General features: G+C 49.6%; 19 protein-coding genes and 6 pseudogenes. 12 read left to right on the forward strand and 13 right to left on the reverse strand.

The window, feature by feature from the left end; all coding sequences use genetic code 11:
* The first annotated feature begins 7 nt into the window (after positions 1–7).
* The 3 genes from GTU79_RS16045 (at position 8) to GTU79_RS31445 (ending at position 1,206) form a co-directional block, all read left to right on the forward strand.
* Entirely contained in the window at positions 8–253 is a 246-nt protein-coding gene (locus tag GTU79_RS16045) for a DUF1480 family protein (protein WP_132921312.1), read from the forward strand.
* A 174-nt stretch (positions 254–427) separates the two neighbouring features.
* On the forward strand, positions 428–982 hold the full coding sequence (locus GTU79_RS16050) for a hypothetical protein (protein WP_214513129.1): 555 nt from the start codon (positions 428–430) through the stop codon (positions 980–982).
* A 167-nt stretch (positions 983–1,149) separates the two neighbouring features.
* Positions 1,150–1,206, forward strand: a complete 57-nt coding sequence (locus tag GTU79_RS31445) for a hypothetical protein (RefSeq protein ID WP_420854185.1) — start codon at positions 1,150–1,152, stop codon at positions 1,204–1,206.
* A 229-nt stretch (positions 1,207–1,435) separates the two neighbouring features.
* On the opposite strand, the gene fbaB is transcribed toward GTU79_RS31445, so the two are convergent.
* Positions 1,436–2,488: a class I fructose-bisphosphate aldolase gene (fbaB, locus tag GTU79_RS16060; RefSeq protein WP_214513131.1), complete on the reverse strand. Its 1,053-nt coding sequence runs from the start codon at positions 2,486–2,488 to the stop codon at positions 1,436–1,438.
* A 377-nt stretch (positions 2,489–2,865) separates the two neighbouring features.
* Between fbaB and GTU79_RS16065 the strand changes: the two genes are divergently transcribed.
* The gene (locus GTU79_RS16065) at positions 2,866–3,087 is read left to right on the forward strand and encodes a DUF6429 family protein (RefSeq protein ID WP_214513132.1); all 222 of its coding nucleotides are present in this window, start codon (positions 2,866–2,868) and stop codon (positions 3,085–3,087) included.
* Between the two features lie 283 nt (positions 3,088–3,370).
* Here GTU79_RS16065 and GTU79_RS16070 read toward each other — a convergent pair whose 3' ends face one another.
* Together GTU79_RS16070 and GTU79_RS16075 are read right to left on the reverse strand one after the other, a co-directional pair.
* Positions 3,371–3,598, reverse strand: a complete 228-nt coding sequence (locus GTU79_RS16070) for a hypothetical protein (RefSeq protein WP_214513133.1) — start codon at positions 3,596–3,598, stop codon at positions 3,371–3,373.
* A 127-nt stretch (positions 3,599–3,725) separates the two neighbouring features.
* The gene (locus tag GTU79_RS16075) at positions 3,726–4,601 is read right to left on the reverse strand and encodes an SDR family oxidoreductase (protein WP_203521214.1); all 876 of its coding nucleotides are present in this window, start codon (positions 4,599–4,601) and stop codon (positions 3,726–3,728) included.
* Between the two features lie 524 nt (positions 4,602–5,125).
* Between GTU79_RS16075 and GTU79_RS16080 the strand changes: the two are divergent.
* A pseudogene (locus GTU79_RS16080) lies at positions 5,126–5,268 on the forward strand (IS3 family transposase); the annotation flags it as partial.
* 1,027 nt (positions 5,269–6,295) lie between these two features.
* Here the strand turns inward: GTU79_RS16080 and istB are convergent.
* Positions 6,296–7,076: pseudogene (gene istB / locus GTU79_RS16085) on the reverse strand (IS21-like element helper ATPase IstB).
* A complete protein-coding gene (gene istA, locus GTU79_RS16090) occupies positions 7,076–8,254 on the reverse strand; it encodes an IS21 family transposase (protein WP_203524015.1) in 1,179 nt (392 codons plus the stop codon). The pseudogene istB and the gene istA overlap by 1 nt, the downstream one beginning before the upstream one ends.
* A 488-nt stretch (positions 8,255–8,742) precedes the next feature.
* Here istA and GTU79_RS16095 point away from each other — a divergent pair, with 488 nt between their 5' ends.
* The 3 genes from GTU79_RS16095 to GTU79_RS31140 all read left to right on the forward strand — a co-directional run bounded on the left by GTU79_RS16095 (position 8,743) and on the right by GTU79_RS31140 (position 10,219).
* On the forward strand, positions 8,743–8,880 hold the full coding sequence (locus tag GTU79_RS16095; RefSeq protein WP_203521213.1) for a hypothetical protein: 138 nt from the start codon (positions 8,743–8,745) through the stop codon (positions 8,878–8,880).
* Between the two features lie 859 nt (positions 8,881–9,739).
* Positions 9,740–9,892: a hypothetical protein gene (locus GTU79_RS16100; RefSeq protein WP_214513134.1), complete on the forward strand. Its 153-nt coding sequence runs from the start codon at positions 9,740–9,742 to the stop codon at positions 9,890–9,892.
* Between the two features lie 162 nt (positions 9,893–10,054).
* A complete protein-coding gene (locus tag GTU79_RS31140) occupies positions 10,055–10,219 on the forward strand; it encodes a Fic family protein (RefSeq protein WP_338091408.1) in 165 nt (54 codons plus the stop codon).
* Between the two features lie 726 nt (positions 10,220–10,945).
* Here the strand turns inward: GTU79_RS31140 and GTU79_RS16110 are convergent.
* The 3 genes and pseudogenes from GTU79_RS16110 to GTU79_RS16120 form a co-directional block, all read right to left on the reverse strand.
* Positions 10,946–11,416: an RES family NAD+ phosphorylase gene (locus GTU79_RS16110; protein ID WP_214513135.1), complete on the reverse strand. Its 471-nt coding sequence runs from the start codon at positions 11,414–11,416 to the stop codon at positions 10,946–10,948.
* 200 nt (positions 11,417–11,616) lie between these two features.
* Positions 11,617–12,042: a BRCT domain-containing protein gene (locus GTU79_RS16115; protein ID WP_253073714.1), complete on the reverse strand. Its 426-nt coding sequence runs from the start codon at positions 12,040–12,042 to the stop codon at positions 11,617–11,619.
* Positions 12,043–12,137: 95 nt separating this feature from the next.
* Positions 12,138–12,916: pseudogene (locus GTU79_RS16120) on the reverse strand (helix-turn-helix domain-containing protein); the annotation flags it as partial.
* 200 nt (positions 12,917–13,116) lie between these two features.
* Between GTU79_RS16120 and GTU79_RS16125 the strand changes: the two are divergent.
* Positions 13,117–13,287: pseudogene (locus GTU79_RS16125) on the forward strand (tyrosine-type recombinase/integrase); the annotation flags it as partial.
* Positions 13,288–13,660: 373 nt separating this feature from the next.
* On the opposite strand, the gene GTU79_RS16130 reads toward GTU79_RS16125, so the two are convergent.
* From GTU79_RS16130 to ftnA, 3 genes and pseudogenes are all read right to left on the reverse strand, one after another.
* On the reverse strand, positions 13,661–13,954 hold the full coding sequence (locus tag GTU79_RS16130; protein WP_253073311.1) for a DUF2511 domain-containing protein: 294 nt from the start codon (positions 13,952–13,954) through the stop codon (positions 13,661–13,663).
* Positions 13,955–13,996: 42 nt separating this feature from the next.
* Positions 13,997–14,881 (reverse strand): copper homeostasis membrane protein CopD, encoded by an 885-nt coding sequence (gene copD / locus GTU79_RS16135; RefSeq protein WP_203521209.1) that lies wholly within the window; start codon positions 14,879–14,881, stop codon positions 13,997–13,999.
* Positions 14,882–15,242: 361 nt separating this feature from the next.
* A pseudogene (ftnA, locus tag GTU79_RS16140) lies at positions 15,243–15,720 on the reverse strand (non-heme ferritin).
* A gap of 362 nt (positions 15,721–16,082) precedes the next feature.
* On the opposite strand from ftnA, the pseudogene GTU79_RS16145 reads away from it, so the two are divergent.
* Positions 16,083–16,302: pseudogene (locus tag GTU79_RS16145) on the forward strand (DNA polymerase III subunit theta); the annotation flags it as partial.
* 422 nt (positions 16,303–16,724) lie between these two features.
* Positions 16,725–17,408 carry an exodeoxyribonuclease X gene (exoX, locus tag GTU79_RS16150; protein ID WP_132921290.1) on the forward strand — a complete coding sequence of 228 codons (684 nt, stop codon included), beginning with the start codon at positions 16,725–16,727 and terminating at the stop codon, positions 17,406–17,408.
* 26 nt (positions 17,409–17,434) lie between these two features.
* Here exoX and GTU79_RS16155 read toward each other — a convergent pair whose 3' ends face one another.
* Both GTU79_RS16155 and GTU79_RS16160 read right to left on the reverse strand, forming a co-directional pair.
* The gene (locus GTU79_RS16155; RefSeq protein WP_420854186.1) at positions 17,435–19,432 is read right to left on the reverse strand and encodes a S9 family peptidase; all 1,998 of its coding nucleotides are present in this window, start codon (positions 19,430–19,432) and stop codon (positions 17,435–17,437) included.
* A gap of 295 nt (positions 19,433–19,727) precedes the next feature.
* A complete protein-coding gene (locus tag GTU79_RS16160; protein ID WP_214513136.1) occupies positions 19,728–20,090 on the reverse strand; it encodes a YebF family protein in 363 nt (120 codons plus the stop codon).
* Between the two features lie 243 nt (positions 20,091–20,333).
* Here GTU79_RS16160 and GTU79_RS31010 point away from each other — a divergent pair, with 243 nt between their 5' ends.
* Positions 20,334–20,468 carry a hypothetical protein gene (locus tag GTU79_RS31010; protein ID WP_275956898.1) on the forward strand — a complete coding sequence of 45 codons (135 nt, stop codon included), beginning with the start codon at positions 20,334–20,336 and terminating at the stop codon, positions 20,466–20,468.
* Positions 20,469–20,677 lie beyond the last annotated feature (209 nt).

The raw sequence follows: 20,677 nt of genomic DNA on the forward strand, positions 1-20,677 counted from the left end.
CATAGCCATGACCAAGACCACAGTCAAAATAGGCAGTTTTAAAGTTGACGATGCGGAGTTAACGAGCGGAACAAATCATAGCGTCGAGAATATCCTGAGTATCCCCTGCAAATCGGATCCCGATCTTTGCAAGCAACTGGACGGCTGGGATGAACAAACCAGCATTCCCGCTTTCCTTGACGGTAAAGAGCACGTTCTTTACCGGCAGCATTATGACCATGACAACGACGCCTGGATCATGCGGCTGGAATAGCCCTCAACGCCTTGCCACCGGGCCGGCTCGATGAGCCCAAGGCCCTGCTGATACTCTTTCCCCGGCGCGCCACCCCGCGACGGCGGCTTAACCCTGGTCGTGAAACGAAAAAATATGCTGACGTTTAATAAAAAAAAATCAGCCCGAAGGCTGATGACTGAAGGCAAGTCGGAAATGGCTCGTACCGAGGGTAATGAAACTATTATAGAACCTGACGCGAGCATAGCGACCTATCACTCCGATAGCCGGGATGCGTATAACGTAAAAGTTCCAAGGGGAGACCGCGTCATTCAAACCTTGGAGGAATTGGAACAGGTACGCCGGGAGTGCCGCAAAATGGTGACCCGGCGTGCCGGTTTATCCGCCGGCGCGGCGATTATTCCGATACCCGGCCTGGATATCGGCACCGACGTTTCGTTACTGATGACCTTACTGCCGGCCATAAATGAAAAGTTCGGTCTAACGCCGCGGCAAATCGATGCACTGCATCCGAACCGCAAAAAATACACCATGATCGCCATCACCGGCATCGGCATCGGCAGCCGCGTTATCGGCAGCACAATTACCCGTAAAATCGTATCCCTGCTGCTCAAACGGGTCGGCTTCAAAATCACCGCCAAAACAGCGCTGCGCTATGTGCCGATAGTCGGCCAGGCCGCTGCGGCCGGTTTGAGCTTCAGCGCAATGAAGGTCCTGGGAATGCTCATATCGAAGATTGCTACCGGGTAATAAAGAGGTGCTGGCGAAACTTTAATCATGATCTCTGACAAAGTTGCCGCGAAAAAATGTTTTACGATTTTCCTGAGTTTTCTCTTCCAGCGGAGGAACAGCACGTGGAACGTCAGCGAGTAGTATCTGAAGAGATCCAGTCCGTAGGATATGATGTTGCCCATCGCATGCTTGAAATAAAATTTCAAACCATCGGCGTATATCAATATCCGGGGTTTCTTTGAGCGTTTATCACTCCTTGATGGAAGCCCCATCAAAACCGAGTGTTTTAAAAACCTGATCAAACATAGGTACCTTTGCCGAAAAGTCGGTTGATTCCACCCTTAAGCGGAGGTTCAAGCTCGGCGTTGTTGGTAAACCGAATGTCTTCTCTCCAATTTTATTTCTTTGAAGTCATTGGGCCTCACCCTGGCCCATTTTTTATCTATTCGAAAAGCGCCGCAGCCCTATTCATCAGGCAATGGTAATGGTTTTGTCCAGATAAACATCCTGCACTGCATTAATCAGGGCCACACCATCTTTCATAGACCGTTTGAATGCTTTACGTCCCATAATCATACCCATGCCGCCGGCCCGCTTATTGATGACCGCCGTCCGAACGGATTCCGCCATATCGGTCGCGCCTGCCGACGCGCCGCCGGAGTTAATCAGGCCGGCGCGGCCCATATAGCAGTTAGCTAATTGATAACGCACCAGGTCGATGGGATTATCCGATGTCAGCGTACTATAAACCCGTTCATCGGTATAACCGAAGTTGATGGCTTTATACCCGCCGTTGTTCTCGGCCATCTTCTGCTTAACGATATCGGCGCCAAGGGTGGCGGCAAGATGATTGGCCTGACCGGTCAAATCGGCGCTGGTATGATAATCCACCCCGTCTTTTTTAAAGGCTGAGTTGCGCAAATAGGCCCACAATACTGTAACCAGGCCCAATTCATGAGCGCGGGCAAACGCGGCGGAGACTTCTTCTATCTGCCGGCGGGACTCCTCCGAGCCAAAATAGATGGTGGCGCCTACCGCTACCGCCCCCAAATCAAATGCCTGAACGACGCTGGCATAAAGGGTTTGGTCGTATTGAGTGGGATAGCTGAGGGTTTCGTTATGATTAATTTTGACCAAAAACGGGATACGGTGAGCATAACGGCGTGAGACCGCCGCCAGCACGCCGTAGGTTGAGGCGACGCAGTTACAGCCGGCTTCCAACGCCAGTTCAACGATGTTCTTCGGATCAAAATACAGCGGATTAGCGGCAAACGACGCACCGGCGGAATGTTCGACTCCCTGATCCACCGGCAGGATGGAGAGATAGCCGGTACCCGCCAGGCGGCCGGTATTGAACATCGTTTGCATATTGCGCAGGACCACGGGCGAACGGACATTGTCCATCATTACCCTGTCGACATAATCGCTGCCCGGCAGGCACAGATGTTCGGCGGGGATAGTGGTACAGCGGTGTTCCAGCAGCGTTGCGGCGTCTTTACCCAAAAGTGATGAAATATCGGTCATGTGATAGCCTCCTTTGATTGATACTAAAGTACGGCATAAAACTGTCGAAGAGTCATAACGGGGAAAACGTTCGCAACGGGAAATTTTCCCTGCTAAGCAGAGCAATCCTAGTTCCGATTGCCGCCGGTTGCCATAAATAGTTCGTAAGCGCCGATGTCTCGGCAGCGGCATTTAAGGGCCGGCCTCGGTCCCGACCTATGACTGCAAGTTAGCCGGCAGGTGCATTTTTAGCGGTAATTCCTCTTGCCATGAATTAAAATTTCATTCATAAACAATATTTTATAACAAGGTTTTTTATACCAGCCCACCCTCTGAGGGTTTGACCGCGCGGGCAAAAAAGCACAGGGAATAACGACATAAATATAAATACAAATGCCATGGATGAGGCCGTTCTGGCACTGCTCTATCTTACGCTCCATGACTATGACCGGGCCTGGAAGGGCCATGACTGGGATGCAATGGACCGCCTCTACGAGCGAGGTTTTATCTGCAATCCCGCCAATAAGACAAAATCCGTTGTGTTTACCGAAGAGGGCTTGCGTGAATCCAAGCGTCTTTTCGAACGCTATTTCGTGATTGCCGATAATAAAGGCGAATAAACGGAATTTTTCGTTCAGGCCTGCGCCGCGTCCCGCCAGAGTTTGCCCGTGAGAAGAAATGACGCGGGGAAGAATGTCGTTCCCACTCGGGATAGCTGAAGAATAAGCATTCAGCGCATGGCAGTAACATGCTCACCGCGACCGTATGGGGGAGCCAGTCAGGGGCGAGAAAAAAAAGGTCTCACCCCTATAGAGGATAAGTGATAAAGGCATCATTATCCCGCCGACGAAACGTTAACCGCCGAATGCGCCGCAATGCCCTGAATATGCCTTTTTTCAAAGCTTATCCGTTCCTCTGGGTGAAAGAAATCACCCGGTCGTTCATGATCGTCGGCATTTTCGACCGATGTAATAAAACCTTGATAAATGCCGTCGTGTATGGAAGAAATTCTAACGCTGATCCTGTATCTTTTCGTGGTTCTCCTACAGGTTTTGATAGCAAAATCACATGGTCGTTGCGTCTGAAAACGCTGCCAATCGGCAGAGGTGCTTCCTGAAAGTTTTCACCCATGATTTCATTCTCCTGTTTCCCCAAAGTCCAGAAACAATATCATGAGCCATCACCTCGCAGACCTGCCGTAAATCGCAAAAGTCAGAATTGCCATGGACATAGCTTTGCTGATATTTGCCCCACCCCGCTATAACCAGCCGTCAGCCATTTCACGACAAAAATCCCGATAGCGCCGGGGAGAGTGGCCGAGCAATCGGGCAAAACGCTGGACGGTCATTGCGTCGGCAACAGCGCCATCCTGCTGATAGCGCTGCAACATAAGGCGCATATCATAAGCCAGCCAACCGGGCTGCCCGGCCTGCAGCATCTGCTGCTCAAAGAGATCGAGATTGTTGCCGGCGTAATGAATGTCTTTATTGAGCACCTGACTCCACAATTCCGCCACCCCCTGTCCCGTCAGCGCATCGGGGCCGACGCACTCATATATTTCATTCGGTGCCGGCTGTTGCTCGCCATGCCTGCTTATCAGCGCTTTGGCGGCGGCTTCGCCGATATCACGCACATCAACCATCGACAGGCCTTTTTCACCCACCGGCATGGCATATAATCCCTTATCCAGCAGGACTGTTCGCTGGCGCTTATCATTCTGCATAAAATAGCCGGGCCGCAAAATGGTGGCGGGGATACCCGAGTGTTCTATCATCCGCTCCACCGTATACTTACTGGTAAAGTGCGGAACATCAACAAACTTGTCCGACCGTATGACGGAAAAATAAACCAGACCCTTGACGCCTTTTTCCCGGGCAACATTTACCGCCTGTATCGCCTGGGTCAGCTCATCAGGCGCATTGGACACCAGCAAGAACAGCGTATCCACACCGTCCATGGCGGCGCGCATGCTCTGTGGATCGGTGAGATCGCCTTTGACAGGGTCTATCCCCGCAGGAAAAGAAGCACGTTCCGGAGTACGCGTCAGAGCCCGGATGTTGATCTGCTGTCCCGCCAGATTGTCCATAACCTGCCGACCTATGATGCCGGTACTGCCCGTTATCAATATCGTCATGTCGTTTCCCCCGCTACCGTTATTGGCATATGGATATCCCATAACTGTAGACGTTCACTCCCGGAGGCGGTGACAATCTCAATCAATAGGCTTTACGGGCGGGTCAGATTGAAGAAGAAGATTTTCGATGTCATACCCTGCTTTTGATTTCAATATCGCGAGAAGATACGTCTTGCCGTTGTAGACGAACCTTTCAACCTTGTAATATTTCCCGGCTTTTTGCTTAATTTTTCAGCAATAGAAGGGGCAATAAACTCTATGAGCGGCTGTATCTGTGCTTTAATAAAACTTCATTTTCTTCCTGTAGCTCTACATACCTTTCGCCGTGACGTTTTCCGCCAATCACCAGATAATCCACCCAAAGTTTCCCATTCATGACTGATTCCTTTTTCATTTATTTATCCCAGTATATTTTAATCATAAGTTAACCATAGCGGTGGTTTGATTCGCACTTTCTCTGTCACAATTTGCGCAACTGCCATGAGCAGAGAATGGCACAGCGCCTTGTTTGTCAAAATCCCCTCCGGCGACCAAAGCAAATGCGCGCCTCCCTCAGCTTACATCATGAAATCCTTAAAAAGTTGTAGCAAAAACTTTAACAGCATCTGAGAAACATGAGCTGGCGCGCTATGCCGTGACGGAACATCAGGCTAGCGAACGGCGCGGATGACGAATTGTAGGTATCAGCCGAAGCCTGTTGCCTGACTGCCCGAACAAGGGATGGGCTGCCCCGGACCGTGAACATATCAGTCAGAATCTGAACTGTAGGCTCATGATAACAATACCAGGAAGAAGAAGACCTGACCTTACACTGATATAGCTATTCAAATCATATTTAACGCCATGATAAATATAGGGGCAAAACCTATACCGGTCGCCCTTTTAACATCTTGGTAGAATCCATCATCTCCGCAATGCTCAAAGGGTTTAAATACAAATTCGCCTGCGTACGCGTACAACCCTTCAAAGCTCCAATTGTTGTACCTTACCCAATTTTTCCCCATACCCAACAATACGCATCGGTTGCTTTCACTGTTGACGAAAGTACCAGCCAAATAAAAATAATCTGAATTGTTATGCACTTTTTTCAATGGCAAACAGTTGGTTTTAAAGTATTGATTGTCCCCTCCTTCGGGGCATAAACGTGATACGCAAAGGATGCAGTATCTAATGAATAGAGATCCAAATCGTTCGCAAATGTTTGTGAAAAGTAAGACAACAGGGACATTAAACATAGGAACTTTATCCATTGGGATTTACCAGACACTTTTACCCCTATTCCAGAGACTGGTCTATGGCCTTTTCTTTAATAAACAAAACTGCATTGTTACCCTTTTTAGTTCATGTCACGAAGAGAACCGCGCCCTTGAGGCTGCAATGCCGATCGGGTAAAAATATTAATATCAACATGTTACAAAATTTAGGTCAAACATGAAGGATCTCATCAATGTCTTAGTGCTTAACAATACTTTACAATATGATGTATTTAGATGTTTTAATGAAAAATCAAGCCATCTGGATGCTGAGATAAAAATAAGCGTTACTTTAGTGACAGGGAAAGCGGACAGCAGAACTTCAGCCATCATGGGTCGGCTTAGCAATAGATCTTCCAGGGTTATTGGTATAAGCACAATTGTCAACATCGTGAAGTGGTGGCCCCTTTTCAACGTTTCCGTTGTCCACTGTTTATCGTTTTAACGTCCGCTCATTATCGCGTCATCTGACGCACTCTTTGCCGATAACATTCCTGCCTTGCGTTTATCTTTCAGCCGGTAACTTTGCCCCTTTATATTGACCGTGGTTGAGTGGTGCAGTAAGCGGTCCAGGATCGCCGATGCCAGCACGTTATCGCCGAACACTTCTCCCCAGTCCACGAGGCTTTTATTCGAGATCAGTATGATGCTCGCTTTTCCATAACGCCGATTCAGTAGCCGGAAAAACAGGCTCGCCTCTTCCCGCGTCATCGGCAGATAGCCGATTTCATCCAGGATCAACCCCCGGCTATAGCTTAACAGTTGGATCTGCCTCTCCAGGCGGTTTTCTTGTTTGGCCTTGAGCAGCTTTGCCATCAGTTTATCCAGCGGCGTGAACAGCACCCGGTGACCGCCATCCGCTGCTTTGACGCCCAGGGCCACCGCCAGATGGGTTTTCCCACCCCGGCGGACCCAGCAAGATAACATTTTCATTGCGCTCCACGAACGCCAGTCCCGCCAACTCGCGGATCACTTTGCGATCTATTCCCGGCTGGAAGGTGAAGTCGAACTGCTCCAGCGTTTTTATCCAGGGTAACCGGGCCTGCTTGAGCCGTGATTCCAGGCCCCGGCTACGGCGCCCGTTCCATTCCTGTGACAAGGCGCGGATCAAGAACTCCCGGTAGTTCAGTTCTTCTTTCGTGGCCTGCTCCAGCAGGTTTTCCACCGCGCCGCTCAGATGGTCCATTTTCAGCCGGGTCAGTAGGTTTTCCAGTTCGTTCATCACTGTAGTCCCTCATAGGCATCCAGCGGTCGTTGCTCTACCTGGCAGGTCCGCTGCCACAGCGCCTGGTGATGTTCCGGCACCGTCTGCCATCCGGCGGTGGCCGGTGACAACGGATGGCGGGCGATAAGCTCGTCATTGCCGTAGACGCGTAACTCGTCGTCCAGGGTAATGCGTACCGTAACCTGGCGCCCGCACCAGGCTTCGGGCAGGCTGTAGCGGTTGCCCCGCACGTCGATGTAGCCATCCCAGGCCGCTTGGCGGATATCGTGATAACTCGTATCGAACGGACCGGCGGGCAACGGTTGCAGGGCGGTTTTTTCCGCCTCGAACCGTTCTGCCGGTGTCTGATGGAACTGGCGCAGGTCGCGTTGATCGGCCTCTTGCGCCAGCCACTGGGTCAGGAGCTGATTGACGTGCGCAAAACTGTCGAACCGGCGATAGTGAACGAAGAAGTTGTGTTTCACATAACCCACCATGCGCTCCACTTTCCCTTTGGTCCTGGGCCGGTGAGGCCGGCAGGCGCGGGGGATAAAGCCGTAGTGCTTCGCCAGCGACTGGAAGCCGGCGTTGAAGATAACCTCGCCGGTATTATCGTGTTTGAGCACCGCCGCCTTCTGGTTATCAACCAGCACGGTTTTCACGCAGCCGCCGAAGTAACCGAACGCCTGCACCAGCGATTCGTAAGTGTGCTCCGCATCCTGGCAGGGCGCGGCGAAGACATGAAAGCGGCGCGAGTAGCCCAGCGTATTGACGGCGAAGTTGATTTTACATGGCAGGCCCGCCACTTCTGCTTCCACTTCACCCCAGTCGTGCTGCAACTGATAACCGGGCTGCGTTTCGAAGCGGACGGTTTCACGACCATGCCGGAGTCGGCGTTTGGGCTGGATATATTCCCGCAGCACGGTGGTCCCGCCACCATAGCCTTGCGCCTTGATTTCCTGGAAAATCACTTGCGCGTTCCAGACATGTTCACTCAGGCGCATATCGATAAAAGCCATGTAAGGTTCAAGTTTGCTCATACGCCGTCGTGAAGACGTCCGGCGAGGACGTTCAGGCTCGGACAGGTGCCGCCTGACCGTGCGTTCTGAGCAGCCAATCTGACGGGCAATGTCGATAATATAAGCGCCATGAATGCGCATTTGTTTTATCATTAGGTGGTCCTCTCTGCTTAACATGGCGCTTCCTCTTTCGGTGTCGGAACCTTAAAGAAAGACCATGTTGGGTGGAGTGGACAACTTTTCCGATGAATTACGACCTTATATCAGCGATGCCGACACAATAGCGTTCATTAATGCGGTTTATGTCCGCGCGCACATTCTTCTGCCATAGCCTGCGCAGCCACTATGAGCCTGTCATGGGCGGCATTCGCTGTTTGCTTAAATCCCCGCGCTCAGCAGATAAGAGACGCTGCGTCGAGGCTGACGAGGTACGCTTCCGACAGCGCAGCGACATGAAATCGTAAGATTTTCTTCAAGTAATGTAACCATATGAAATAAATGAACTAATCCGTAATCATTTAGTACTATTCGCATTGCGTATTACTTCTTGAGATGAATAATCAACATGACTTAATAAGGAGTAAATATGCGACGATTATTGATGATGTTAAGTATCATAATGCTCAGTGTGGCCCTAAGCGGCTGTATTTGGTGGCCAGGGCCGGATGGTGGAGACGGTGGTGGTCCTGGTGGCGGCCAAATGGGTGGGCCTGGTGGTGGAGGCGGTGGCGGACCGGGTGGTGGTGGCCCTGGCGGCCATGGTTAATTCATCACTCCATGCAAATACCAAATCACGTTGGTAAATTACTGTCAGAGCCCATCAGGAAAAGGTAATGGGCTCTTGCAGTGATTAAATGGTCGGCTGTAATGGCAGAATGTCGGTAGAATAATCCCTCTGACTTCCTCTTATATTCGGATGTTCGCTGCGGCGGCCGGGCCTGCTGACAGCGGATGGCCTAACACAGGCTTTTTCAGATGTCGGGGCTGCGAGCGGGACCCAGTTCAGCGCAAACCCACCTTCATTTCACGAAATGAGGAGTCTGGCCGGGCGACTTTATGAGATCGAATATGGGGCGGAATTTGCGCAAAAGTTGCTCGGACATATAAGAACATGTCGATGACACAAAAGTATCTGGAAAACCGTGGTTCGGAGTACGTTTTAATTTAGGCCGAATACAAGTTTGCGGGAATATTTCGGAAGTAACCAAAAAATATCATTATAAATCAACAATAAAAAAAAGACCGAATACTATTCACTTTGATAAAAGTACAATAAATACAATAAGTTAAATAGATTATATCAAAAAGTGTCTACAAAATGGCTACCGTAAATCATGACGGTGGCCGCCTTGCCTACACTCAACGGCAAATCAGCAAATAGGCGGTCAAATATCGCGGTTAACAGTAGAGGAGTGGATGAGCTAATCCGGTGGCACCGCCAATATTTTAGGCTCAGCTGGTTAACACCGCTTAGGCTGAGCTTTGGGTACACGGCGGTCATCCCCTTTATAAGGGCTATGGCAACGTATAATTTAATTATCTTATTGATAAATATAAAATTATTAATGATATGAAATTATGTTCCTGTACCCTACCCCATAGCCGCATTTTCACTTGATAGGCTGTATGCTATCATTGCGATATACGATAAAGGAGGTGCCTATGAAATCAATATCCTATGAAGAATTTCAGCAAAACCTTCCCTACTGGCTGGCCTATTTACGCGATGGCGGAGAATTATCCGTCAAGCAGGCAGCGCAAAAGCTGTTAAACCTTCTGCTAATGATGCTACCTCTGACCGAGGCAAAGACATAGCTATTTCATCTACGTCAGTTGGAGTGATGCATAGTAGAAAATTATCGTTTAAGGATGCGCTTGAGACCACAAGAACCCGGCATGCTAATACCATAAAGATTCTGGGTGATAAATAATGGATTTTGATTTTCTGACGCAAGAACAAGTGATTGAAATCCAATTTTGACGCTGCCGCAATCAGGCCAACCGGATATCAATAAACTTGCCGGGGCGTTAAACCGCGTCGAGACTTTACATTATTATGAAAATTGCGATGACGTATTTAAATTGGCAGCAATGTATCTGATCGGCATTGCTAAAGCGCATGCCTTTAATGATGCTAATTAAAGAACTGCGTTCCAGGCGACATCCGTATTTCTGTTGATGAATGGCATCGAATTAAATGAATCACTTTATCTGGTGAAGTTGACTCTTTTCGCCGCTATGGATCATGCTAATATAGAAAACTACCTTCGCTTTACGTTTGCTGTCTAATTATATGAATGAATTATTGGAAGAGAATATCGAGGAGAATATCGATTACTATGCCGAGTAGTTTTTCTTTGGTGCTATAGTTGATCATATAGTTCAGATAAAAAAGCACTGCGGGTGTAAATTCATTTTGTTAACAAATGACCGAATACTAAACATGATGTTTAAAATCAATAGCTTACAATAGATAGTGCCTAAAAATGGCTACCCTACTTTCTTTCTCACAGTGTTGATATTGTGGGTTGGTCTTTTCAATACATTATTCAGGATACCACGGTGGCTCAAGCCGATGAGATGAACTATTATCAATAATACCTTTTCCCCAAATAAGTTTGCCAAGTCGAGTAACTCCCATAACATGCTCAGTACGTGATGATTCGTAATAGCCTAATGCCAAATGTCTTACATACATGCGGCGAGCTCCTATTATCGCCCATGATTTCCAAAATCATCAGCCCTAACAGCCAGATTTACAGCGCCATATTGCTTTGCACTAGGATATGCAATCGCGGAGTTTTTCCTGTCTTTTCAAAATCGATTTAGCTACGAATGACGAGATCTGATATTGATCATCATCTTTTATCATGCATTCAAATAAAATGCATCTGTGATAAGAAGCGATTGAGCGTCTTCTCGCCTGCAAGAATTCAACATATTATTTATCGCAAACGACAGATCTCCAGTTAATGTTCCTCGACCCGTACGCTGTATTCTGAGAAATTCACCAATAGGCACAATCCTGCACTTAGTGCCCTCTCGAATTTGCAGTTCGGTCAGCAAAACGAAATGACCATCAATATGTATCTCGCCAAATGCTGTATCTTGTCTATCAGCTATATACAACACTGGGAATCCTTCTGGATTTGCCCTACCAGTCCGAGCAACACCTTCCACCCTCCAAAGCAAATCCTGTACCAGTTCAGGGTAGTCTTCTTCATTAATCATCCGTGCCCGCTTAAATACAGAGCCTTTAGAAAAATCTACGCCAATAGTGGGATGAACTCCAATTAAATCAGTAAGTAATTCATATTTTTTCCAAAGATGCAGTTTCAAATCGTTTTATACGAGTAATTAATTCGTCAAGTGGCAATGGTGGGAATTTAGTTGTAATCGTTTGCATAATTTTCCTTATTTTATTTTTAAATATCTGATTTAAATGATGTTTTTAAGACAAATTGTTAACATGAAAGTTAGAATATGGCGACATTACATCGCCATAGTACATCGATGATTAAATCGAGGCATACCTTTCACTACGCATCAGGGATTTCTCCGGTCTCAAGCATTAGGCCGAATTCATCTTCATTAAGGATGATAACGCCCTGCATTCGGGCTGCTGTGACTTTGGTCGGCCCAGCATTATACCCACAACATAAAAATTGCAGATTTTGCGTTACCGAGCTTCTCACCAATAATTTGTTTTCTTCCGCCAATATAATTAGCCGCTCTTTATCACCTTTCTTGAAACCGGTAAAACAAACTTCAAGGAGGGATGGTTTCTTATTTGATGCGCTAACCAAATGATTATAAATCGATTTATCGAGGGTTTCATAACGCGATAACGCATCATCAAGGGAATTGAATTCCTCGATAATGCGATCTTTTCGGAAGGTTTTCAACGTGTTCGATTGACTGCATATTCCCTGAATGTGTAATTCCGAGTCGCTGACCTGCAACAAAGAAAAACATTCACATTCCGCTTAGCATTGATATAAATAAAATTTCTACTGGCCATAAACATCCTTATAAAAGTTGCTTTATGCAACTGGCCACTACCCCTTGCTTTAACCTCATCAACGGAACATTCGAACTCACTATCTTTACCCGAAACGCGTAGGCGATTTCCCCACCTCGAAACACTGTACACATCTAGCGTCCCATCAATATCCAGCAACCATGTCCCATTTGATAGCTCAAAGCTATCAAAACTGATTAACCACGCCCTAATCCCAGAATAAATATAACGTAACGAATCCTGGCTTATGTCTTTAGGTAAAATCGATTATCGACAATGCACTGCCCTTGCGGCTCAAGTTTGCCAGCGACCAATTGCAAACACTCCAACGTTATCGCCCCTGGGACTGAATTCTTTACACCTGCTGGCAGATCTTGCATGGCGCCTGAACCAGTCGAGAGCCATTCCAGGGATACACCGGTATCAAGAGCGCAAGCGATAACCACATCACCGGGGAAAAAATTGCGTCTTACCCAGGTACTGATTGTACCGGATGAAATGTTTAATAAATCGCCAAGCTCTTTTTGAGTATCGAATCCGTAGGCATCGAGAATACGGCGCAGCACGGCTTTGCCGCCAGATGCCAGGATCTTGTCGTAGAGCGGTTTACCTTTTAGCGCCCTACTCGGCTGACTGGAGTTTGCTTTTGCAAGCTCACCCGTTACCAACCACCTTGCGTCCGCACCAGTATCAACAGAGCATTTCAGAATGACATTGCTCGGTACGCTATTACGCTGGACCCAATTGCTGACAGTGTTTGTCGGAATGTCGGTGGCCTCATTAAGCGCCTTTTGAGTGGCGACGCCATAGCTTGACATGTTCCATTCCAATACCAACGAAGCATTCCCGTCAAAATTATTAATATCCAATAAATACACTCCATGAGTATTTAAAACACACACAGAGTAATCTATAGTGACTACACACCACATGTAACACCATAGAACACAAACCACATACGGGAGATATTGCTTTATGGATTCAGAGAATGCAATGCCAAAACAAAGTTCAAGGCAAGTTGAAGCACGAAGAATCACCGCCGAGTTTTCATGAAATCAGAAGCCTTGCATCGCGGCTTTATGCTGCGGAATATGGTATGGAGTTTGCCCAGAAATTACTTGGACATAAGTCAATGAAGATGACCAGTTTGTATTTGGATTCACGCGGAAGGGAGTGGGTGGAGATTTAGGCCGGATATCAGATTTCGGGCCGATTTCGGGCATTTTCGGGCTAACTCTAAAAATATTCTTTAAAATCAATGATTAAAAAGACCGAATACGATTCCTATATTCGGTCCAGGAAATGGCTCTTGGATAGAGCCGTGCGCTAAAAGTTGGCATTAATGTAAGCTGTTTAATCTTACGTAACTGAGTATAGAAGTTTACGGGGTTTTCCATCGACAGCGTCGCATTAAGCGCCTACTTCATTCACAAAATCATAACTTTGTGATATCACGCACGATTATAATTATTAACACTGTCAATTGTTATCATAGTAATCACGTAGGGTATTACTCTTACTTATCGCAGAGCTGCTCAGCGCGGGCAGTGAAGGGGCAATGCTCATCTTCCGGCCGGGTATTGCCGGGTCGTCCAAAGAATGGTTTCGACGGGTACGGCTTTAACCTGACCGGATTGCATTTCGCTGTTGGCTTTTTCATTAAGGGGATACTGCATCAGCGTGCTCATGTTCAGGGCGAATACGGAGCGATCCGCCCGACACAGAAGCTGCAGCTCTTCCTTGTCAAAAGCCCATTGTTTGCCGTATTGAAACTTGCTGATAGTCACTATTTGCGCCGCCCCTGCCGTTTGGGCAATCAGCGCAACTAAAACGAAGAGAGACTGGATTTTCATCATCAAACCTATTCTTGGTTGAAAGCCAAACGCCGGAACGGTTATCTAGGGTTCCAGTGTGGCAAATATACTCACTAAAATCAGTACCGCATTCCCCAGCACCACTTCCGCCAGTGTCAGCATCGTCAGATAATGAATACTCCTCGGATGGTGGCGCGCCATCATGGGTACGATCCGATAGCGGTTGGTCACCGCCAACAGGACCATTATGGCCACCACGGCAATTTTAATCATCAACATGCGCTGATAAAGGACGGAAAGATCCAGGGGCCATTGCCCGACGATCAGGCAGCTATTGGCAATACCGGTCAATATGACCAGCGCTACCGCCCCATGGGCGCTCTGGGAAAAATGGATCAGCGCCCGCATCGCTTCCGGCCGTGTGGCCTGGCGTAGCTGCGGCAGGCACCAAAGCAGAGGCGCCAGACAGCCCAGCCACCAGGCGGCGGAAAACAGATGAATAACCTGATTGGCTCTCTGCAGCAGACCGCGCAGACCCTGGCTCATGGCGGTATGGCCGGTAAGCGCCAGGGTGACCAGCAACGCGCTCGCCGCCGCCAGCAGTAACCGCTGGCGCCAGGGACCTAAACCGGAACGCCCGATAATCAGTACGGTGGCGAGGGTGATGAATAGATGCCAAATCCACACCATGCCGAATTCGGTGTGGATGACCGCCAGCCAGATGCTTGGGCGCAGCGTATCCGGCCACCCCTGCCCCATTTGTCCGCTCTGCAGCGCCAGGATGGCCGCCGCGGTCAGCAGGCAGAGCCACCCCAGCACGTGTACCGTACGGGTGAAAGCGCAGCGCAGGCGCTGCCGAAGTCCCGGCGGCGCAAGATACTCGCTAAACAGGGCGATACCGAACAGTTGCATCACCGCAGCAACGTGAATAAAACGACTGGCCGAAAAACAGGCTTCCAGGATTAGCATTTATTTGACGTTAAAACGCGATCAGCAGCGCGAAGAAAGGCAGGACAATACGTTTCATTGGCATCTACGGCTGTTCCTTATACTGAATATTAGCAATGTCGGATCAACCGACACTGTGCCGTCCAACGCGCCGTTACCGGTTTTCCTTCAGTATGCCAGAAACAAAAAAGCCCCGGCAATGTGACTCCGCTAAGCTGGACGCCAGCAGATAATAACGATTGCAAGGACTTAAGTCGAGCATACTCTAATACTGCCGGCCATCTTCACCTGATAGAATCCCAACCGGCTTTAGCCGGCCGGATCGCCACCGGCGGGGCGATCATTCAGCTTTAGACCGGCGCGCCGGTGCTCTCGCCGCCGTTCATTTTTTCAAATCCTGATCGATAAAGAACAGGCCGCTGCTACTGGTATTCACCAGGGACAATTTGTCCAGGATGGACTTGAACAGTTTTCTTCTTCATGCTGTTCGGCAACATACCATTGCAGGAAGTTGAAGGTGGAATAATCCTGCTGAGTCATGGCGGCATGAGCCAGTTCGTTGATCTTGAGCGTGATCATCTGTTCGTGTTCATAGGTACGCTTGAACAATTCCGCCAGGAGGCAAAATCGGTGGGCGGCGCTTCAATGGCGCCCAGGACCGGCATGGATCCGGTGTCGTTGAGATAATCGAACAACCGCCGCATATGATCCATCTCTTCCAGGGACTGGGTCTTCAAAAAGCGGAAGCGCCTTCGTAACCTTTATCGCTGCACCAGGCGCTCATCTGCAAATAGAGATTGGCGGAAAAGAATTCCAGATTTAATTGTTCATTCAGTTTTTGCCATTTCTTGTTTTAGCATGGGCGAAATTCCTGTGATTCGTTAAAAGAAAATATACTCAATCATTATGCCTACATGGTAACAATTTTAAACCTTTAACTAACCTGTCATAAAAATAATAAAATACCTAATTTTATCAATATATTGAAATTATCCCTTTTGTGAAATGTTCTTTTATGTATAAAATTCTAACTGAGATTGATTAGTATTATGATTAAGAGCAAACTGTATTGAAAAATAACAGCATGCGAATTAAATCTTATTCTCATTATATCAGCTAATACAAACGATTATTATTTGTATTGTGAGGCAGTAAGTCTCCTTGCGTTTTTGCCGAGTACTTTATTTTTAGCAGCGACCCCATAAGCGCTTGCGGAGAAGTGATGGCGTATAATCTGGCTAAACTTGACAGCGAAACGATGGACAAGATCAACGTTGATTTGGCCGCTTCCGGGTGGCCTTTAAAGAGCGTTATAACATGCCGGTGGTAGCCGAGCAGATTGAACGGGAGCAGCCGGAGCATTTGCGTGCTTACTTTCGTGAACGGATGGGGAGTATCGTAAAGCCTCGCTGGGGTTTTCACGCTTGCCTTACGAACCGAAAAATGATGCCGGATCGCTGGTTCCCTCTCGCCTCGGCGGGACGGTGGTACAGGAGCGCCGTATTGTTCGCCAACCCTTGCCACGCGGTGCCTCGTTGAAAAACGGATGTCAGTGAACGACGTTTTTGAAGGTATCAAATAGCACGATTTGACTTGATTATCGAAGCCAACAGGCAGTTAATCATTCCTACATTTCCGATTCTTTTACAGAGAGGTAAATCATGAGTAAGGGAATGGATCGTAAGAAAGACGCAAAAAAGAAACCGCAGAAGTCACCTGAAGAAAAGCGTGCCGAAAAGCGCAACAAAAAGGTCCAGCCGGATATCGTATAAGGCAACCGAAATTAAGCCCGCATCTGATGCGGGTTTTTTGTTTTTGCCGATGGGGTCATAATAGGACTTTGACTCTCGACACAGGAAAGGCCATGACATTTCGTGTCATCGATACAGAAACCTGCGGCCTCGACGGCGGCGTGGTGGAAATCGCCTCGGTGGACGTCATCGACGGAAAACTCGCCAACGCAATGAGCGACCTGGTCAATCCCGGACGGCCGATTGGCTATGAGGCCATGGCTATCCATCATATCACCGAAGATATGATTGAGGATAAGCCCCGGATCGCCAAGGTCATAGGCCGTTATCACGGCAGTCCCTATTACGTCGCCCACAATGCCGCTTTCGATCGCCGTATGCTGCCCGAAATGCACGGGCAGTGGATTTGCACGGTGAAACTGGCGCGCAAGCTCTATCCCGGATTGAAATACAGCAACCAATACCTGCGCTACGCCCTCAATTTGTCGGTTACCGTGCCTGACGGGCTCTATCCCCACCGCGCTTTGTATGACTGTTACGTCACCGCGGCGCTGCTGATGAAAATCATCAATGATTCCGGCTGGAGCGCGGAGCAAATGGCGGCAATGAGCAATGAGGTTACGCTCTTGACCACGCTGAAGTTCGGTAAATACCGGGGGCAGTCCATGGAGCGCATCGCCCGGGAAGATCCGGGCTATCTTGACTGGATGTTGAAAAACCTGAAGGACCTGTCGGCAGATATGCGCTACAGCATTAATCATTTTCTTAGCGCGGCGTCGCAGGACCGGAGCATTTGACGGCAACGGCCCTGTAACGGCAGGGTTTACTCCACCAGGGAAAGAATAAAGGTGTATTCCATCGATACGCCCTCATAGCCCTTAAAGCGACCCGATTTACCGCCATGGCCCGAGTCCATGTCGGTACAGAGCAGCAGCAGATGGTCATCGGTTTTATTGGCCCTGAGCCTGGCGACCCACTTGGCCGGTTCCCAATACTGCACCTGGGAATCATGCAGGCCGGTGGTCACCAGCAAATGCGGGTAAGCCTGGGGCTTGACCTGGTCATAGGGGCTGTATTGCTTCATGTAGTCGTAATAGGCCTTCTCTTCCGGATTGCCCCATTCATCGTATTCGCCGGTCGTGAGGGGGATGGATTCATCCAGCATGGTGGTGATGACATCAACGAACGGCACCTGCGCCACGACGCCTTTGAACAGATCAGGCGCCATGTTGATAACTGCCCCCATCAACAGCCCGCCGGCGCTGCCGCCCATGGCGAAGGCTTGTTTGGTATCGCCGTAGCCTTGCGCAAGCAGCGCGCGGCTGACATCGATAAAGTCATAAAAGGTATTCATTTTGTTGAACAACTTGCCGTCGTCATACCACTGCTGGCCGAGTTCGCCGCCGCCGCGAATGTGCGCCAGGGCAAAGACAAAGCCGCGATCCAGCAGGCTAAGACGACTGGCGCTGAAATCGGGATCCATGCTGCTGCCGTAAGATCCGTAACCATAGACCAGTAAGGGATTATGGCCGGGTTTGAACAGATCCTTGCGATAGACCAGCGATACCGGAACATCAGTACCGTCCCGGGCGGCGATCCACAGCCGTTCGCTGCGATAATTTTCCGCGTCGAAATTCTTGACCTGGGATTGTTTGAGTAATTTTCGCTCGCCGGTATCCATATTCAATTCAAAGAGTGTGGTGGGCGTGGTCATGGAAGAGTAGCCATAACGCAGCCATGACGTTTGCGGGTCGGGATTGTACGCCAGCCAGGTTACGTAGGTGGGATCGTCGAATGCTATGCCCTTTTCCTCGCCGCTTTGCCAATGGATTTGGCGCAGGCTGGTGAGGCCTTGGTGGCGCTCTTCGAGGACCAGCCAGTCGCGAAACAGCGTGAAGCTCTCCAGCACCACGTCGTCCCGGGCCGGGATCAAAGTTTCCCAAAAGGATTCATCCGCGGTTTCGCTGCGATAGAGGGCGAAGTTTTTCCCCTCCCGGTTGGAGCGCAGGTAAAAATGGCCGCCGAAATGATCCAGCGAATATTCATGGTCGTGGCGGCGCGGCAGGAAGAGCTGCGGCCGGGCATGTGGGGAGTCAGCGTCCAGCAACAGGATTTCCCCGGAGGTGGTGCTGCCCAGGGCAATGATAATGTAGCGTTCAGACGTGGTTTTATGGACGCTGACGTAAAAGGAGTCGTCTTTTTCCTCATAGATCAGTTCGTCCTGCTCGGTTGCGGTTCCCACCTTGTGGCGGTAAACCTGGTAGGGCAGCAGCGTTTTTTTGTTTTTACGCACGTAGTAGAGATATTGGGAATCGTTGGTCCATTCAAAGCCTGACGACGCGTTTTCAATGACTTCCGGATACCAGGAATCCCGCGCCAGGTTTTTGAAGCGGATACCGTAAAGCCGCCGCGACAGAAAATCTTCGGCGGCGGCGACAATGGAATTGTCCGGGCTGACATCCAGCGAACCCATGGTGTAAAACTCGCTTTGCGCCGCCCGTTTGTTGCCGTCGAGCAATACCTCCCACTCGTCCTGCTGTTCGTCCAGATCCACGGACTGGCGGGTGTAGATGGCATATTCATTGCCCTCTTCATAACGGCTCTGGTAACGATAGCCGCGCCGGACATAGGGTACGGATCGATCCTGTTGCGGAATACGCTCCACCATTTCGGTAAACAGCTTATGGCGCAATTCTTCATGGCCGGTCATCATGGCCTCGCCATAGGTATTTTCTTTGGCCAGGTAATCGAGCACCGCCGGGTCTTCGCGCTTATCATCTCGCAGCCAGTAATAATCATCCTCGCGGTTATCACCGTGCATGGTGAGGCGGGTCGGTACTTTATTGGCTCTTTGTTGGAAAATCAGACACGCCCCCACTTAAATTCCTCAAGAGAAACAGAGTGGCACGCATATTCCAGGATTCCAAGTCGTTCCGGGCCCCAAGGGATGCGTTGGGGAAAACAATGACCGGGGAGCCTGCGGATGCACCTCAATGAAACAGGCATCCGGCGGTATTCAGTTTATACCCCCATAATTCGAGTTGCAGGCGCGTTAGCGTTCCTGCAACTCGAATTATTTAGGGTATATTGAGACAATTATGGGGAAAAATATTAACTCATTTACTCAAGGTATAGCTGATTACGCCTTTCTGGCAGTCAAGGGTAACCCCGTAGCTGCGATCGGCGGTTTGTCCGCGGATTTTCAACGGCGCCTGCCAACTGTCGCCGGTGCCCGTCACCTCTTCCGGATTGATCCAGGCCACCATGGTGTCTCCTAAAGCCTGTTTATCATCGGCAAAACGTGGGAACCGGTTTTGGGTGTAATCCTGCTGGATTAATTCCGCTACTTGCGTCGCATTCAAATCCGGGCAAGGCGCTACGGCGAAGGTTTGCACCGGCGGATTCTTGGCAGCTGTTTTGGCCTGTTCCGCTGCGGTGGTTTTGGCCGCGTTGGATTTATCGCCGGTAGCCTTTTTCACCGGAGCCGGTTTGGCGGGCGCGGGTTTGGCCGGTGCGGGAGAATTATTGGCCGGCGCCGGCGGTTGGGCGGGTACGGCATTAGCCGGTGCGGAAGGCTGAGCCGGCGCAGTATCGGTCGGGGCCGGCGGCGGTACCGGCGAGGTATTATCGGCCGGCGCTGGAACGGCGTTGGCCGGGGGCGATGGCTGCGCGGGAGCGGCGGTGGACGGCGTCTTGGGTGTCGCGGCCGCAGGGGCGCTGTTTTGCCCCGTCGCCGGCGGCTGGGGGGGGTGTTATCGGTAGCGTTCGGCGTCGCCTGGGATTGGGCGGAGGGTGATTGCGCCGCAGAGCCGGCGTCGGACGATGACTGGGCGGCGGGTTCCGCCGTACCTGACTGAGTCTGATCGGCCGCCGTCGCCAGAGGGGACAAGATCAGTCCCAGCACCAATGCCCCCAACAGACCGGGTCCCGTTTTATGCATAGATCCTCCACATGTACTGTTTATCCGTATTTCAGGGTATTAGATGATAATAGCCTGTTAAAATTCGCTTGAGAAAGGGATTTATAGTTACCGAAGCAAAAGATAACACTTTAACCGTTTGGCTTA

This window comes from Sodalis ligni (assembly GCF_016865525.2).
GTDB lineage: Bacteria > Pseudomonadota > Gammaproteobacteria > Enterobacterales > Enterobacteriaceae > Acerihabitans > Acerihabitans ligni.